This is a genomic window from Mycobacterium parmense, from assembly GCF_010730575.1.
GTDB classification, from domain to species: domain Bacteria; phylum Actinomycetota; class Actinomycetes; order Mycobacteriales; family Mycobacteriaceae; genus Mycobacterium; species Mycobacterium parmense.
Window position 1 is genome coordinate 5,555,423 of sequence record NZ_AP022614.1, and the last position, 15,425, is coordinate 5,570,847.

General features: G+C 66.4%; 14 protein-coding genes. 7 read left to right on the plus strand and 7 right to left on the minus strand.

Annotated features, from left to right (window positions below; genetic code table 11):
• Positions 1 to 192 precede the first annotated feature (192 nt).
• The 3 genes from G6N48_RS25785 to G6N48_RS25795 are packed head-to-tail and all read right to left on the minus strand — an operon-like array spanning position 193 to position 4,224.
• Positions 193 to 1,839 (minus strand): class I adenylate-forming enzyme family protein, encoded by a 1,647-nt coding sequence (locus G6N48_RS25785; protein WP_085270031.1) that lies wholly within the window; start codon positions 1,837 to 1,839, stop codon positions 193 to 195.
• Positions 1,839 to 3,083 (minus strand): cytochrome P450, encoded by a 1,245-nt coding sequence (locus G6N48_RS25790; RefSeq protein WP_085270030.1) that lies wholly within the window; start codon positions 3,081 to 3,083, stop codon positions 1,839 to 1,841. Before G6N48_RS25790 ends, G6N48_RS25785 begins: the two co-directional genes overlap by 1 nt.
• Position 3,084: 1 nt before the next feature.
• Positions 3,085 to 4,224 carry an amidohydrolase family protein gene (locus G6N48_RS25795; RefSeq protein WP_372511333.1) on the minus strand — a complete coding sequence of 380 codons (1,140 nt, stop codon included), beginning with the start codon at positions 4,222 to 4,224 and terminating at the stop codon, positions 3,085 to 3,087.
• A gap of 283 nt (positions 4,225 to 4,507) precedes the next feature.
• Here G6N48_RS25795 and G6N48_RS25800 point away from each other — a divergent pair, with 283 nt between their 5' ends.
• A complete protein-coding gene (locus G6N48_RS25800) occupies positions 4,508 to 5,542 on the plus strand; it encodes an acyl-CoA dehydrogenase (RefSeq protein ID WP_085270028.1) in 1,035 nt (344 codons plus the stop codon).
• Between the two features lie 3 nt (positions 5,543 to 5,545).
• Entirely contained in the window at positions 5,546 to 6,712 is a 1,167-nt protein-coding gene (locus G6N48_RS25805) for an acyl-CoA dehydrogenase family protein (protein WP_085270027.1), read from the plus strand.
• A gap of 43 nt (positions 6,713 to 6,755) precedes the next feature.
• On the opposite strand, the gene G6N48_RS25810 is transcribed toward G6N48_RS25805, so the two are convergent.
• Together G6N48_RS25810 and G6N48_RS25815 are read right to left on the minus strand one after the other, a co-directional pair.
• Positions 6,756 to 7,550: an SDR family NAD(P)-dependent oxidoreductase gene (locus G6N48_RS25810; RefSeq protein ID WP_085270026.1), complete on the minus strand. Its 795-nt coding sequence runs from the start codon at positions 7,548 to 7,550 to the stop codon at positions 6,756 to 6,758.
• Between the two features lie 14 nt (positions 7,551 to 7,564).
• Positions 7,565 to 7,768, minus strand: a complete 204-nt coding sequence (locus tag G6N48_RS25815) for a hypothetical protein (protein ID WP_139825842.1) — start codon at positions 7,766 to 7,768, stop codon at positions 7,565 to 7,567.
• A 151-nt stretch (positions 7,769 to 7,919) separates the two neighbouring features.
• Between G6N48_RS25815 and G6N48_RS25820 the strand changes: the two genes are divergently transcribed.
• The 3 genes from G6N48_RS25820 to G6N48_RS25830 are packed head-to-tail and all read left to right on the plus strand — an operon-like array spanning position 7,920 to position 11,964.
• Entirely contained in the window at positions 7,920 to 9,599 is a 1,680-nt protein-coding gene (locus tag G6N48_RS25820) for a thiolase C-terminal domain-containing protein (RefSeq protein WP_179969912.1), read from the plus strand.
• Between the two features lie 16 nt (positions 9,600 to 9,615).
• Positions 9,616 to 10,815 (plus strand): acyl-CoA dehydrogenase family protein, encoded by a 1,200-nt coding sequence (locus G6N48_RS25825; protein ID WP_085270025.1) that lies wholly within the window; start codon positions 9,616 to 9,618, stop codon positions 10,813 to 10,815.
• A gap of 30 nt (positions 10,816 to 10,845) precedes the next feature.
• Positions 10,846 to 11,964, plus strand: a complete 1,119-nt coding sequence (locus tag G6N48_RS25830) for an acyl-CoA dehydrogenase family protein (RefSeq protein ID WP_232066710.1) — start codon at positions 10,846 to 10,848, stop codon at positions 11,962 to 11,964.
• Here the strand turns inward: G6N48_RS25830 and G6N48_RS25835 are convergent.
• A complete protein-coding gene (locus G6N48_RS25835; RefSeq protein WP_085270023.1) occupies positions 11,961 to 12,899 on the minus strand; it encodes an alpha/beta hydrolase in 939 nt (312 codons plus the stop codon). The genes G6N48_RS25830 and G6N48_RS25835 overlap by 4 nt on opposite strands.
• Positions 12,899 to 13,789, minus strand: coding sequence for an SDR family oxidoreductase (locus tag G6N48_RS25840; protein WP_232066711.1), 891 nt, complete (start codon positions 13,787 to 13,789; stop codon positions 12,899 to 12,901). The genes G6N48_RS25835 and G6N48_RS25840 overlap by 1 nt, the downstream gene beginning before the upstream one ends.
• A gap of 90 nt (positions 13,790 to 13,879) precedes the next feature.
• Here G6N48_RS25840 and G6N48_RS25845 point away from each other — a divergent pair, with 90 nt between their 5' ends.
• Positions 13,880 to 14,074, plus strand: coding sequence for a ferredoxin (locus G6N48_RS25845; protein WP_085270021.1), 195 nt, complete (start codon positions 13,880 to 13,882; stop codon positions 14,072 to 14,074).
• 133 nt (positions 14,075 to 14,207) lie between these two features.
• Positions 14,208 to 15,335, plus strand: coding sequence for an amidohydrolase family protein (locus tag G6N48_RS25850; RefSeq protein WP_085270020.1), 1,128 nt, complete (start codon positions 14,208 to 14,210; stop codon positions 15,333 to 15,335).
• Positions 15,336 to 15,425 lie beyond the last annotated feature (90 nt).

Consider the following 15,425-nt stretch of genomic DNA (forward strand, 5'->3'; position numbering starts at 1 on the left):
AGCTGCAATTATTCGGACGGTTGCCCGACTTGGAATCTTTTGACCGGCCGTTGGCGCCGCGCGAGCCTGTTCGTCCCCAATCTTCGAGGTCGCACCGACACCGCACGACCGGAGGCCGCATTGCGCATCCGGGCGCTGAGGCCGGCTCTGCGGTGCGATGGGCAGCCCGCACCTCGGGCGTTCGCCCCCCGCTCACCGCGCACGACCAGGCTCCGGGGAGGCCAGGATGCGCGCGAGTTGGGCGCGGTTGATCTTGCCCGTGGCCAGCATCGGCAGATCCTGCTCGGCGAGTAGACGGACCACGGCGGGGATTTTGAAAGTTGACAGGTTGCGGCGAGCGTGGGCAACGATCGTCTCGACCGACAACTGCACCCCGTTGGCAGGCACGACGGCAGCCCCCACCACCTCGCCGCGTACCGGATGGGGCAGCGCGACCACGAAGCTGTGCAGCACACCCGGCATGGCGTCCAGAACCGATTCGACCTCTGCAGGGGAGACATTGGACCCGGCGGTTTTGATGAGGGCGCTGGCACGTCCGGTGAAATGCAGATGCCCGGCGTCGTCGAACCAACCGCGGTCCCCGGTGTCATACCAACCGTCGGCGGTGAACACCTCGTGGCGTTCCTGTTTGTAGATCCCGCTCATCAGGATCTGGCCGCGCACGTGGATCTGGCCCTCCTGCCCCTGCGGCAGCGGAAGGCCCGCGGTGTCCACGATCCGGTGCTGCACGAGCCCGGGCAGTGGGATGCCGAAGGAGCCGCGGCGTGCTGGCGGCAGCGGGGTGTCGGGCACCTCGACCATGGTGTGTGGGCCACCGGTCTCGGTCATGCCGAGCAGGTTAGGGGTCAGCTCGGGTTCGGCGGGCCGTCGTTCGGGGGGCAACGCCTGCAGCATGGTGCCGCCCCGGACGCTGGACAGGTCGCGCTTGGCGAAGTCGGGATGGTCGGCCATGGCCTGACTGGCCTGCGCCCAGCATGAGATGAAGGTGGCTCGCTCCCGTTCCAGCAGGGCAAGCGTGGCACCGGCGTCGAACACGTCCTGCGCCAGCACCGTTGCTCCGGTGCAGAGCGCCTGCAGTACCACCATGGTCAGTCCGCCCACCCAGAAGAACGGCATCGGAGAGTAGATGCGGTCGCGGGGGGTGACGCCGCGATGACGGGCCAGGATGGCCGCGTGGCGCACCAGGCTGCCGTGGGTGTGTACGACGGATTTAGGCAGCGCGGTGGTTCCGGACGTCGTCACCAGCACGAGCTCGTCGGCCGGTCCGACCTCCTGCTCGGCCGGGCCGGTCAGCGGCGCGACGGGACCAAAGCTGGCGGGCCACGGCGTTGCCCAGGGTCGGTCGCAGTCGGGCCAGACGTGCACCCGGCGCAGGTAGGGGACCGCGGGTAGAGCGATCGCGGCGTCACCGTCGGCCAGACCCGGCAGCGCGTCGGCGACACGGGCGACGAGGTCGTGGCCGGCGATCGAACGGCCCATCAGGAGCACCTGGATGTCGGTGTGACGCAGCAGCCTGGCGAGCTCTGCGCCCGGCGCGAAGGTCGACAACGGGACGGTGAGCGCGCCGATGCGCGCCGCTGCTAACCATGCGATCAGCCATTGGGCGCAGTTGGGGAACAGGATGCCGACTCGAGATCCCTTGCCCACGCCTGAGGCCAACAGCGCATCGGCCAGTGTTCTGGACTGCGCGTCGGCCTCCGCGAAAGTCAGCCGCTCCTCGTCGGTGACCAGGAACTCTGCGTCAGGCTGCGTGCGCCGCCGTGACAGCAGCAGCTCGGGGACACTGCCCGGCAGGCCGGGCGGTGCCGGACCGTCCGACGCGGTCTGCGCCGCGCCCATCAGCCGACGTGGACCGGGACGTGCGAATAGCCGGCTACGTTGGACATCGTCACCCGCTGCAAACCGTCGGGATCGACGGCGAAACGCGGCCAGTGCTCGCGTATCGCGTGCAACGCGACTCGTGTCTCCAGTCGCGCCAGCCAGGAGCCCAGGCAGCTGTGGGCGCCGTATCCGAAAGCCAGGGTGGTTGAACCTCCCCGTTTGATGTCGAAAACGTCGGGCCGATCGTAGGCCCTCGGGTCACGTGTCGCGGCACCGGTGACCAGCAGGGTAGGCGATCCCGCCGGGATGGTGCCAGCGTCGAGCACCACGTCGCGGGTGGTGAACCGTCCCTGGTATTGCGAGGGCGGATTGAGTCTCAGCATCTCCTCGATCGCGCCGGGGATCAGTCCGGGATCGGCGAGCACCAGCTGCCACTGATCGGGATTGTGGTGAAAGGCCATGACGCCGTTGCCCACCAGTTTGGTGACCGTTTCGCTGCCGGCCGCGGCGAGCAGCACCGCGAACGTGGCGATGTCCTCGTCGGTGAGCCGGTGCGTCACCCCGGTCTCGTCCTGGTAGGTCGCGGTCACCAGCCGGCTGATGATCAGGTCGTCGGGCCGGCGGCGCTTCTCGCGGGCCAGGTCCAGGAAGTACTCGCCCATGGCCATCGAGGCCGCCACACCGCTCTCGGTGGCGAACGGGTTGTTTTTCTCGCGGTGCAGGAATTCGTCGGTCCACAGCCGGATCTGCTGGCGCTCTCCGGCAGGGACGCCGAGCATCGAGGAGATGATCTCCACCGGGAACAGCGCCGCGAAGTCGGCCACCACGTCGAATTCGTCTCTGCCCGCCAGGGCGCTGACATAGGAGGTGACGACATCGGTCACCAGGGGCTCGAGGTTGGCGATCGCTGCCTTGGTGAATACCTGGCGTACCAGCTTGCGCAGCCGCTCGTGTTCCGGAGGATCCAGGAGGATCAACATGTTGAGGTCGTCGAACTTTCGGCGCATCGACAACGCGTCCAGGGTGACCCCGTAGGAGCTGCTGAACGTCTCCCAGTCCCGGTGCGCGGCCACGACATCCTCATACCTGCTCAGGGCATAGAAATCCCACCGTTCGCTGTAATACACGGGGGCCTCGTCGCGCATCCAGCGGTAGGTCTCGTATGGGTCGTCGAAGAAGCTGTCGGAGTACGGGTTGAACTCAATGGCGGAGCCGTCCTCGCGTGGTTTGGTGGCCGATCCCGCACCGTGGTCAGTCGACATCTCAGGCGTCGACCCGCATCATGTTCGACAGTGTGCCGCCCATGACCATGGCGATCTCGGCGTCGCTCAGCTCCGGGTGTCGTTCGGGATAGCTGAGCGGATCGGCCAAGCCCTCGGGATGGGGGTAGTCCGAGCCGAAGAACAGGTGATCGATCGGCACCAGCTTCGCGAGTTCGGCCACGTTCTCCTCCCAGAAGGGATTGAAGTAGATGCACCGACGGATGGCCTCCACCGGATCCTCGCCGTAGAGCTGCGGCATCTTCTTGCGGGTGTCCCTGAGGTTCTCCAGCAGCCGGGGCAGCCAGGTAGTTCCGTTCTCCACCATGCCGATCCGAAGCTCGGGAAAGCGGGTCAGGAGTCCATGGCACGCCAGCGCCGCGACAGCGTCCTCGGCCGGGTTGCGCGCGAGGCTGTAATAGGACCGGAACGGCGACGGCTGGAACGGCCGGAACTCGCCGGACCCCTCCCAGTCGTTGGCGTACCGGGAATACCCGCTGTCGGATGCATGCATGATGACCAGCACGCCGGTCTCGACGACCCGCTTCCAGAACGGGTCGAATTCGGGGAGGGCGAACGACCGTGGGCCGTGCAGCCCGGGTACCGGCGCCGGCCGGATGAGGATGGCTCGGGCGCCGCGCTCGACCACCCAGTTCAGCTCCTCGATCGCCTTCTCCACGATGGGCAAGGTGATGATCGGCGTGGTGAAGATGCGGCCCTTGTAATCGAACTGCCACGTCTCGTGCAACCACTGGTTGAGAGCGTGAATGATCGTGTGGGTCGCCTCGGGGTGCTCGCGGAAACGCTCTTCCACCAGGCTCGCGAGCGTCGGGTACATCATCGACTTGTCGATGCCCTGTTCGTCGAGCAGCGCCAGGCGGGGCGCCGGTTCACGGAACGCGGGAATCGACTCGATCGCTTTCCCCAGAATCTCGCGGTGCGGTTTGCCTTCTGGGTTGCCGTTGTGGAAGTAGTCCTCCTGGGCTCCCGGGGCCGCGACCTTGTCGAAGGTCGGGTTGGGAATGTAGTCGCTGATCTGTCCCAGGGTGGCGATCTTGGTGCGTCCGTCCACCTCCACGTAACGGATTGCGCCGCGGTACTCGGGCGGCAGGAACTTGGTGAGGGCATCGCGAGTCTCGTACATGTGGTTATCACCATCGAAGACCGGAAATCCCAATCGCGACGTCATTGAACTCCTCCTCCTGCTCGGCCTCTCTGCGAAGCAGAGCGGGCCACTACTTGACCAATGTGACAATCAAATGTGCGACTGACTCTAGCATCGAGTGCATAAAAAGAGGATATGCGTTTACTTTTTCGTCGTGCATCAGTCTGACTGCGGGTAACGTGCCTTCTGCGTGGTGCCGGCGTGGTGCCGCAGAAATCGAGGGCTCGCCCTTATCGCGAGTCACGATTGCAAGGAGGAACGAGTGGATCTATCGCTGACGCGGGAGCAGCACGCTGTGCGCGATGCGTTCGCGGCGTTGTTCGCGAAACAGGCCACGCCGCAGCGGGTGCGCAGCGCGGAGGGGAGTCCGTCCATCGGCTTCGACGGGCTGCTCTGGCAGCACTACGCCGACATCGGAGCGCTGGGTATCGGAGTGCCCTCGGACTGCGGGGGCGGGGACGGCGGCCTCCTCGAACTGGCACTGGCGGCCGAGGAAGCCGGTCGACGCCTCGCCCCGATCCCGGTGGCCGAGCCCGCGGCCGCGGCCCGAGTGTTGGGTCGCCTGCGCGAAAAGGAATTGCTTGGGCCGGTCCTTCGCGGATCGGTCATCGTGTCGCTGGCCACCCAGCCTGGCCCGGCCACCCGGCAGTGGTTAGTCGACGGCGCAATCGCGGACGCTGTGCTGGCTCTCGACGAAGGCTCCCTGGTGTACGTGCACCGCCCGGACGGCCTGCCCAAGACCGCACACCGTAACCTCGGCGGACTTTCGCTGGCCCGGTGGGAGACCTTGGGCGCCACCACGGTCCTTGCCGAGGGCGACGAGGCGCGCGCGATCTTTGACGCCGCGGTCGACGAAGTACGCGTGCTGCGCGCGGCGGCGCTGGTCGGGTTGGCCGCGGAGGCGGTAGCAATCGGTTCCCGGTACGCGATCGTGCGCGAGGCGTTCGGCCAGCCTATCGGAATGTACCAAGCGGTCGCGCATCCATTCGCCGACGCGGTCACCGGCCTGGATGGCGCCGAGTTGTTGGTCCGTAAGGCTTGTTGGGCAATGGATTCCGCGCAGGAGGACGCCGGCGCCTTGGCGGCGACGGCGTTTGTGTTCGCCGCCGAAACGGCTTACCACGCGGCGACGCACAGCCTGCATGTCCACGGCGGATACGGGTTCATGGAGGAGTACGACATCCAGCTGTATTACCGCAGAGCCAAAGCATGGGCGGCGGCGTTCGCCGACCCGCGACGCGAGCTGCTCACTATCGCCGACCGAAGGTTCGGCCCCGTGACGACCGGAGGTCGGTGACTGATGGACTTCAGCGAACCTGAGAACTGGGCTCGAATCCGTCGCGAGGCAGAGGAATTCACCGCCGAACATGTCACCCGCGAAGTGATCGAGTACGAGCGCCGGACCGGCGACGGTGTTGATCGCGCGCTGACCCGAAAGCTGGGGCAGCGCGGCTGGATCGCCTCGGGATGGCCGGTCGCCGAGGGTGGCGCCGGACTGGATCCGTTCGAGGCGGCCGCGCTGTGGAACGCATTGCGCAAGGGCGGAGTTCCGACCGCCGGCCCGGGAACGACCATGCTGCCGGCGAACGCCATCCGCGCCACCGGTTCCGAGGAACTCAAAGCCAGAGTTCTGCCTGGTGTTGCGGCCGGTGAGGTCTTGATCTGCCTGGGGTACACCGAACCCGCGGGTGGCTCGGATGTGTTCGCCTGCGCGACGCGTTCTCAGCTCGTGGGCGACGAGTGGATTGTGAACGGGCAGAAGATCTTCACGACCTTCGCCCATCTTGCCGACTATTGCTTCCTGCTTACTCGCTCGCAGCCCGGATCGGTGGGGCCGCGGGGCCTGACGATGCTGCTGGTGCCGCTCGACTCGCCCGGTATAGAGATCCAGCCGGTGCATACCATGGGCCACGAGCGCACCAACATTGTGTTCTACAACGATGTGCGGGTGGCAGACGCAAACCGAGTCGGTGAGGCGCACGAGGGCTTCGCAGTCATGCGTGCGGCGCTTGAAGCTGAACAGAACGTCGCGCCAGGGTCGCGTACCAGGTGGGTCGCCGACGACGCACTGGAGTTCGCCCGCACTTACTGCGGACCCGATGGGACTGAGCTGATCAACGACGTTCTGGTCCGCGAGCGCCTGGCCCGGATGGCGATGGAGGCCGAGGTCGCCGACCTGCTGGATTTGCGGGTGGCCTTCCTCGACGCGGAAGGGGACAAGCCGGGGCCGGTGTCGGCGTTGTTCGGGCCGGAGAGTTACGTGCGCGCATCGGCCGCGGCGATCGACATCGCAGGCCTCGCGGGCATGATCGACTGGACGGATCCGCAATGCGCGGTGGACGGCACCCTGGACGCGCACTATCGCAGCGCCGTGGCGTCGACGATCTACGGCGGGTCCAGCGAGGTGCTGCGCAGCCTCATCGTGGAGAACCGCCTGGGTTTTCCGCGTAGCCGCCCACGGCGCTGACGGACGCTCGCGGCCAGGGCCGCGCACTGGCAGGGCAGGGCGCTCAGAGGAAGTCGCTGCCGCCGTCGACGTTCAGGTGGGCGCCCGTCATGTACGTGTTGTCGGGCGAGGCGCAGAAGGCGATGACAGCGGCAACCTCGTGAGCCAGCCCGAGCCGACCCAGGTCCACCGACATGCCGTGACCGCGGCCCAGCAGTCCAAAGGCGCCCACGGGGTCATCGGTCGCGATTCCGGCGGAGGCGAGCACCGGTCGCGCCCAATCGGTGAGAATCGGACCCGGGGCGACGGCGTTGACCAAGATGGCATCGCTTGCGAGACTGCGGGCGAGGTTCTTCGTCACGCTGAGTAGCGCGCTCTTGGCCGCGGTGTAGCTCACCAACCCCGCCGACTGGTGCTGCACCGACATCGCCGTCACGTTGACCACCCGGGCCCACTGCGCGGCTCGCAGCAGCGGCAAAGCCGCACGTACACATCGAACCGCGGACAACACGCCCTGGTCGAACGCCGCCGTCCACTGCGCGTCGTCGAGGTCCTCAAAGCGACCGGCACCCGTCGGGCCGGCGGCATTGACCAGCACGTTGAGCGCGCCCCAGTGAACGCCAACCATCTCGAAGATTGCGTCGACGTCCGACGCAGAGCCCAGGTCCGCGTTCAACGTCAGCACATCCGGACTGCCGGCGTCGGCCAATTTCGCGGCTGTCTGCGTCAGACGTGCGTCGTTCCTGCCGATTACACCGACCCGCGCGCCCTGTTCGGCCAGGCACAGCGCTGTCGCCAGTCCGATGCCGCGGGTGCCCCCCGCGATCACGGCGGTGGCATTTTCGAAACCAAGGTCCACGACCGCCGCCTCCGTTACTTCGGTGCGAACCGTCGGCCGGCGCCGAGTCGGATCGCGGCGCGATCGAGCGTTTGGTTGTCGATGACGGCGAGCGCCGGGGCGGCGTATTCATCGGGTCGGCCCATGCGAACAGGGAGGGCGCGAGCCGTTCGGCGGCCGCCCGTCCCATGCCAGAGGCACCCCCCGCCGATCACCGCGCCGCGGTCCTTGACCTCCACACCAACCCCTTCCGTTGTCATGGCTGGTTGTCTTGTTACGAGGTCATCACACTACACATCGGTAGAGTGATGCTCTACCAAGGCGATGATCATATGTTCGTATTCTGTTACGGTTCGTGTTGGTTATTCGTCGGTTGCGACCGGAGGTGTGATGACAGAGCCCGGCCCCGCCGAGCCCGTTGTGCGGCCACTGCCTCAACCGAGCATCAGCACCGAATCGTTCTGGACGAGCGGAGCCGACGGACGGCTCAGGATCGCCCGTTGCCGGGCGTGCAGCCGGTATCACCACCCACCGCGCCCCATCTGTCCGCATTGCCGCAGCGTCGAGGTTGCGATGACACCGGTGTCGGGACGCGCTACGGTCGCCGGTTTCACCGTGAACCACCAGCGGTGGCTGCCTCGGTTCCCGCCGCCCTACGTCGTCGCGGTCGTCGCCATCGCCGAAGACCCCTCGGCCCGGCTCACCACGAACATCGTCGGCTGCGAACCCGAACACGTCGCTATCGGCCTGCAGGTCAAGGTGCTCTTCGAGCAGCACGACGATATCTGGATTCCGCTGTTCGAACCGGATTCCGAGGCCGCGGAGGCCGGACCCGTCCCCGGTCCCCGTGATCTGACATCCGATGTTCGGCCCATGTCGTCCCCCCGAAAATTCGAAGACAAGGTGGCGCTCACCGGGGTCGGCAGCTCGACTATTGGGCGTCGCCTCATGGTCGATCCGTTATCACTGACCGTTACGGCGTGCATGCGAGCCGTCGCGGACGCGGGCCTCGACCTGGCCGACGTCGACGGCCTGGCCACCTATCCGGGCGGACTTGCCGGGGGCATGTCGGAAGGCGGGGTCACCGCCGTCGAGGAGGCGTTGCGCATTCGTCCCACCTGGATCAGCGGTGGGGCCGAGGTTCCCGGCCCCACCGGCAGCGTCGTGTCCGCCATGCTCGCAGTGGCGGCCGGGCTGTGCCGGCACGTGTTGTGCTTTCGGACCGTCTGGGAGTCGACGCATACCGCCCTGGACAGGCGGACGAAGTCCCAGCCCGGGGGAGGCGGGGCGGGTCGGGCGTCGGGCATGTTCGAGTGGCGCGCGCCATTCGGTGCCATGTCGGCCGCCAACTGGATCGGGGTCAACGCCTCGCACTACTTCTGGCGCTACGGCGGCGACAGAGCTTCGACGCTGGCGCCCATCGCCCTGACGGCGCGCGCGAACGCGTCGCGCAATCCGGCCGCGATCTACCGTGACCCCCTCACCCTGGACGGTTATCTGTCGGCGCGGATGATCAGCTCGCCGTTCGGCCTCTACGACTGCGACGTGCCGTGCGACGGGGCGATCGCGGTGATCGTGTCGTCGATCGACACGGCGGTCGACCGGCCGAAACCTGCGGTGCTGGTCGAGGCGGTGGGCACCCAGGTGCTCGACAGGATCTCTTGGGACCAGGACACCCTCACCCACGAACCGCAGGTGTTTGGGCCCGCCGCGCACCTGTGGACCAGGACCAGCCTGCGGCCGGACGATGTCGACGTCGCCGAGCTATACGACGGATTCACCTTCAACGCCGTGTCGTGGCTGGAGGCACTCGGGTTCTGTGGGCTGGGAGAGGCCGCGGATTTCCTCGACGGTGGAACCACGATCGCGCTGGACGGGAAGTTACCGCTGAATACCCACGGCGGTCAGCTGTCGGCGGGACGCACCCATGGATTCGGGTTCTTGGCCGAGGCCATCGCGCAGCTGCGCGGCGAGGCGGCCGGACGCCAGGTCACCGACGCCCGGGTTGCGGTCGTCACCACCGGTGGCGGTACCCCCGGCGGAGCGCTGCTGCTGCGACGGGCGAGCTGATGCGGAGGACGGTCGTATGAAGCTGGAACAGGATCCCGAGATCGATCAGTTCCGCGCCGAGGTCAGAAGTTTCCTCGAGAAACACCGCCCGGCGGTGCGCACGAAGGGCAGAGCCGGGACCCGCGCACCCGAAGCCGAGGACATTCCCGCCCTCCGGTCATGGACCGCCAGGCTGTTCGAAGCCGGCTACGTGGGCGGCGACTGGCCCGCCGAATGGGGCGGCGTCGGTACCAAAGACGCGCTCCGCGCGACCGTCGTCGGTGAGGAGATGGCGCGTGCGCGGGTTCCCACGCCAATCGGTGCGGGGCTGTTGGCCGCCGCGGCCCTCATCCACTGCGGGCGCCACGACCAGCAGAAGCGTTACCTGCCCCGGATCCGCACCGGCGAGGACATCTGGTGCCAGCTGTTCAGCGAGCCCAGCGCGGGCAGCGATCTGGCCAGCCTGTCCACCCGCGCGCGTCGCGACGGCGATGACTTCGTCGTCGACGGCCAAAAGGTGTGGACCACCAACGGCCAACACGCCCAACTCGGCTACCTGTTGGCCCGAACCAACCCCGATGTACCCAAGCACGCCGGCATCACCGCGTTCATTCTGGACATGACCAGTCCGGGCGTCGACGTGCGGCCGCTCCGCGAGATCACCGGCACCAGTGACTTCAACGAAGTCTTCTTCGATGGCGTCCGGATACCGAAAGACAACGTGCTCGGCGAAGTCGACGAAGGCTGGAAGGTCGCCACCACCAGCCTCGTCGAGGAGCGCTCCAGTGTGGGCACCGCGGGCATCGTCATGCTGCGTGCGGTGCGCGACGCGGTGACCATGGCACGGTCACTGCGGCGCGGATCCCACCCTGCGCTGGACAACGATGCGGTCCGCCAAGATATCGGCCGGCTGTATGCGGCCGCGCGCGTCAACGTTCGGCTGGGCCAATACAACCTGTCGCGCGCATTGAGCGGCGAGGCCGATCCCGGCGACGCTCCTTTGGCCAAGGTGCTCTACAGCGAGAGCAATCTCGCGCTCACCGAGTTCGGACTCGGACTCCAAGGCACCGATGCGCTGCTCACCGAAGAGGACCCCGAGGCGATCGCCGGCGGTTGGTGGCAGGATGCGTTCCTGTATTCGCGGGCTCTGACGATCGCCGGTGGCGCCAATGAAGTCTTGCGCAACATCATCGCCGAGCGCTCGCTCGGATTGCCCAAGGAACCGCGCGGTTCTTGACGTCTTCGGAGGTAAATCGTGGATTTCACCGTGAGTGACGAACAACGGATGCTCATCGAGAGCAGCCGCAAGTTGCTGGCACGTGAATCGCCGATCAGTCGCGTGCGTGAACTCGCCGACTCCGATGAACATGGCTACGACGAGCGCGTGTGGCAACGGGGCGCGGAACTCGGGTGGGCCGGATTGCTCGTCGCCGAGGAGTACGACGGTTTGGGGCGCGATTTGGTGGACGTCGCCCTGATCGCCGAGGAACACGGGAGGACGGTACAGCCGGGCCCGCTCATCGGTAACGCCCTTGCGGCAGTGGCGATCTCACAGTCAGGCCGCGACGACCTGTGCTCGGAGATCTTGCCGCTTCTGGCCAGTGGTAGGGGCGTCGCAGCGTGGGCCTTTGCGGAGTCGCGTCAGCCGTGGGACGCCGACGGAGTGTGCGCGGTGGCTACCGAACACGCCGGAGGCTTCCGTCTGAGCGGCATCAAGGTCGCCGTGCAAGACGCCGACGGCGCGGGCTGGATTGTGGTCACCGCCCAACTGGGAGGTCGCCTGGCGCAGTTCCTCGTCGACCGACGGGCCGCGGGAATCGGTGTGCGGCGGCAGCGAACCCTCGACATCACCCGGCGCCTCGACGAGGTCGAGTTCGACGATGCAGCGGTGCCGCCATCGGCGCTGCTGCACGCAGGCGACGATGCGGAAGCCGCTGTCGCGCACCAAAACCGTTGTGGGGCAGTACTCGTCAGCGCCGATAACATCGGCGTCGGCGAGGCCGTGCTGGAGATGACCGTCCAGTACGCAAAGCTGCGGGTCCAGTTCGGGCGTGCCATCGGCAGCTTCCAGGCCGTCAAACACAAGTGCGCAACGATGCGAATGTGGTTGCAGGCCTCGAAGGCCGCAACCTACTACGCCGCGATGGCCGTGGCGGCCCATGCGGACGATGCCGAGGAAGCCGCCAGCGTCGCAAAGGCTTACACCTCGTCGGCGATCGCCGCCCTGACCAGCGAAGCCCTTCAGGTGCACGGCGGCATCGGCTTCACCTGGGAACACGACCTGCATCTCTATCACCGCCGGGCCAGGGCGAACCAGGTCCTGTTCGGTGATGGCTTCCTGCACCACGAGCGGCTCGCGGCGGCGCTGGAATCGGCTACCGCCTAGGCGACCGTGGACCGGCCGAACTGGCGGGCCAGCCAATCCGCGCTGTCGCGCGCCGCGGTGCGGGCGACCGCGGTGTCGGCGAACATGTCGAAGCCGTGCACGGCGCCGGCATAGACGTGCAGTTCGGTGGGCACCGCCGCCCGGCACAGCCGCGCAGCGAAATCGATCGACTCGTCGCGCAGACAGTCGGCCGTGCCGACACCGATGAACGTCGATGGCAGTCCACTGAATTCGGTCGCTCGCGCCGGTGCCGCATCCGCCGGCACGTCGTCGGTGCCGTAGCGATCGCCGAGATAACTGCGCCAGCCGAACGTGTTGGATTCGCGGCTCCATATCGGCAGTCCCGCGAGCCGGCCGGATGGGGTGAGGCCGCGGTCGTCGAGCATCGGATATTCCAGGTATTGGAACACCAACGCGACGTTCGCCCGATCGCGGCACCGCAGGGCCAGGCCCGCGGCCAGAGCCCCACCGGCGCTACGTCCGCCGATCCCGACCCGCCGCGCGTCGATGCGCAGATCATGGGCGTGCTCGAGGACGAAGCGCAAACCGGCCTCGCAGTCGTCCAGCGGCGCTGGGTAGGGAGCTTCGGGCGCCAGGCGGTATTCGACGCTGACGCAGACACAACCCAATGAGCGGCACCACTCGATCAGGCGGGCGTCGTCCATGTGCCGGTTGCCGATCACCATCCCGCCGCCGTGCATCCAGACCAGGACGGGCGGCTTGTCGACGGATTCGGCGGGTCGCAGCATGGACAGCGCTACACCACCTGTTTCGGTGGTCAGTTCGATGCGCTCGACGCCGGGTGCGGACTGCGGCTCGAACATCGATCCACTGCGCATGGCCGGAAGTTCGTCGAATGAGAAATCGAAATCGGGGAAGCCGCGCAGGCTTTCGGCGATCTGCGGGTCGATCCAAGCGGAACGAGTCTCTGCCATCAACCGACACCCATCAGATGCTTGCCCGCGCCCACGAGTCCACCGTCGACGCGAATGTCGCAGCCGGAGATGAACGCCGCGGCATCGGACTCCAGGAAGGCCACCGCGGCGGCGATGTCCTCGGGGCGCCCCGGCAGCGGCCGGTCCGGGCGCTTGACCGGGGTCACCTCGATCATCACCGGGATGATCTCCTGACGATCCAGTTCCAGCCGGCCCATCGGCGTGTCGATCAGACCGGGTGAGATCGAGACGGTGCGGCCGCCCCTTTTGCCCCACGGCGTGGCTAGGCGTTCCGCTAGTCGAATCACGCCACGTTTGGCCAGGACGTAGGCCGTGGCACTGTCGAGAGCCTTGCCCAGGGCCTGTTCGATGGCGGCGAGGAACCGATCGGCCAGCGGATCGTCGAGCAACGGTTCCACGGCGGCAGGGACTTCGCTGTAGCCGGCGATCGATCCGATCAGGATCGCGGAGCTGCCCGGGTTGACCAACGGGAACAAGGCATCGGTGATGCGCACCGATCCGGCCAAATCTACGTCGAGCACCGTTTGCGAATCGGTCATTTCCGGTGAGACACCCGCGGTGTGCACGAGGCAGCGCAGACGCCCAAGCTCGCGCACCCGGTCAGCGACCGCGACGACGTCAGCAGCGCAGGCCACGTCGCAGCGCAGCGTCTCGACATCGGCCCCATGGCCGCTCAGCGCCTTGCCCGCCCGATCGAGTAGATCCTCGCGCACGTCGACGAGCAGCAGACGCCCGCGGTCGGCCAGTGCGCGGGCGCAGGCCAGCCCCATCCCGCCCGCGCCCCCGGTGATCACCAGAATGTTGTCCACAATTATCCGGGTCCTCTCGTCGGTGGTCACTGGCTGCCAGCCGCCCAACTGATCGTTCAACAGACGGTAGTGTGCCACACAGGCAGATGAAACCCTGCGAAAAGAGAGACCCAGGTTGTCACCAAAAGAATGTGATGGTCTACTCGATGCATGATGGTGACAGTTGACCCTGACCTTTGTGAAGCCAACGCGTTGTGCGTGGCAGCCGCCCCGGAAGTGTTCGATCTCGTCGATGACGAGGTCGTCGACATCTTGCTTCCGGAACCGCCCGCCGAGATGGAATCGGCCGTCGCCGAAGCGGTGATCGCCTGCCCGAAGCAGGCATTACGCATCCTCGCGGATTGACCTCAGCGTTCGTTTTCGGCTTGTTACTGCACATTATCATTGCAGAAGATGAACTTATCGTTCTACTCTGAGGGAAGTCATGTTCCAGCTGACGTGAGGTCACGCTTACCAGTCCATTCCTTGAGGAGTTCGTATGCTGCCCGACGACGCCAAGATCATCTCGGTCGACGACCACGTCATCGAGCACCCCCGGGTTTGGCTGGACCGCGTCCCCGCCAAGTACTCCGATGTGGCTCCGCGCATCGTCAAGCTGCCCGACGGCAACGACACCTGGCTCTACGAGGGCAGCCAGTGCGGCAACTTCGCTCTCAACGCCGTCGCGGGCAAGCATCCCCGCGACTTCGGGATGGATCCGCGCAGCTACGACGACATGTTGCCCGGTTGTCATGACATCGCCGACCGCATCAAGGACATGGACATCGAGGGCGTGTGGGCGCAGCTGTGCTTCCCCAACTTCGGCGGATTCGCCGGCAGCACGTTCCACAAGGCCAAAGACAAGGACTTCGCCAAGCTGTGCATCAGCGCCTACAACGACTTCATCCTCGACGAATGGTGCGGCTACGCCCCCGAACGTCAGATCCCGCTGATGATGGTTCCGTTCTGGGATATCGAGGCCTCGGTCGCTGAAGTCGAGCGCACTGCAGCCAAGGGCGCGAAGTCCATCTCCTTCATCGAGGCACCGCACAAGATCGGGCTGCCGTCGTTTCACACCGACCACTGGGATCCGCTGTTGCGCGTCTGCGAGGAAGCCGGACTGCCGCTGTCCATGCACTTTGGCTCCGGTGGGATGCCGCAGGGGCTCGCCCCCGACGGCGACCTTTTCATCGGCATCGCGTTGTTCGGGTTGAACTCGATGATGGCCACCGTGGACCTGCTGATGTCGGAGGTGTTCTATAAGTTCCCCAACCTCAAGGTCGCGCTGTCCGAGGGCGGTATCGGATGGATGCCCTATCTGTTGGAGCGCATCGACTACTCATTCGGCCGGCACAAGTACTGGTGCAACATCAACGCCGACAAGTTACCCTCGGAGCTGTTCCGCGAACACATCTACGGGTGCTTCATCTCCGACCGGTCCGGAATCGAGCAGCGCCATCGTATTGGTGTTGACAACATCATGTTCGAAAGCGACTACCCGCATTCGGATTCCAATTGGCCGCACACCCGCAAGCTGCTCGCCGAACACTTGGTCGATGTGCCGGACGACGAAGCACGCAAGATCGTGGAGCTCAACGCCCGCACCGTGTACAACTTCTGGGCTTGAACCAATCCGCACGCTGCTCGAAAGCTGATCGATGACCGACCTCACACGGGGAAAGCGACTGCGCATTCGCGACGAGCTGCCACAGACCTG

What these genes read in the sequence shown, in the direction of transcription:
- G6N48_RS25785 (WP_085270031.1), bottom strand. Translation starts at nt 1,839, where the DNA reads ATGGGCGCGGCGCAGACCGCGTCGGACGGTCCGGCACCGCCCGGCCTG.
- G6N48_RS25790 (WP_085270030.1), bottom strand. Translation starts at nt 3,083, where the DNA reads ATGTCGACTGACCACGGTGCGGGATCGGCCACCAAACCACGCGAGGAC.
- G6N48_RS25795 (WP_372511333.1), bottom strand. Translation starts at nt 4,224, where the DNA reads ATGTACGAGACTCGCGATGCCCTCACCAAGTTCCTGCCGCCCGAGTAC.
- G6N48_RS25805 (WP_085270027.1), top strand. Translation starts at nt 5,546, where the DNA reads ATGGACTTCAGCGAACCTGAGAACTGGGCTCGAATCCGTCGCGAGGCA.
- G6N48_RS25820 (WP_179969912.1), top strand. Translation starts at nt 7,920, where the DNA reads ATGACAGAGCCCGGCCCCGCCGAGCCCGTTGTGCGGCCACTGCCTCAA.
- G6N48_RS25825 (WP_085270025.1), top strand. Translation starts at nt 9,616, where the DNA reads ATGAAGCTGGAACAGGATCCCGAGATCGATCAGTTCCGCGCCGAGGTC.
- G6N48_RS25835 (WP_085270023.1), bottom strand. Translation starts at nt 12,899, where the DNA reads ATGGCAGAGACTCGTTCCGCTTGGATCGACCCGCAGATCGCCGAAAGC.
- G6N48_RS25845 (WP_085270021.1), top strand. Translation starts at nt 13,880, where the DNA reads ATGATGGTGACAGTTGACCCTGACCTTTGTGAAGCCAACGCGTTGTGC.
- G6N48_RS25850 (WP_085270020.1), top strand. Translation starts at nt 14,208, where the DNA reads ATGCTGCCCGACGACGCCAAGATCATCTCGGTCGACGACCACGTCATC.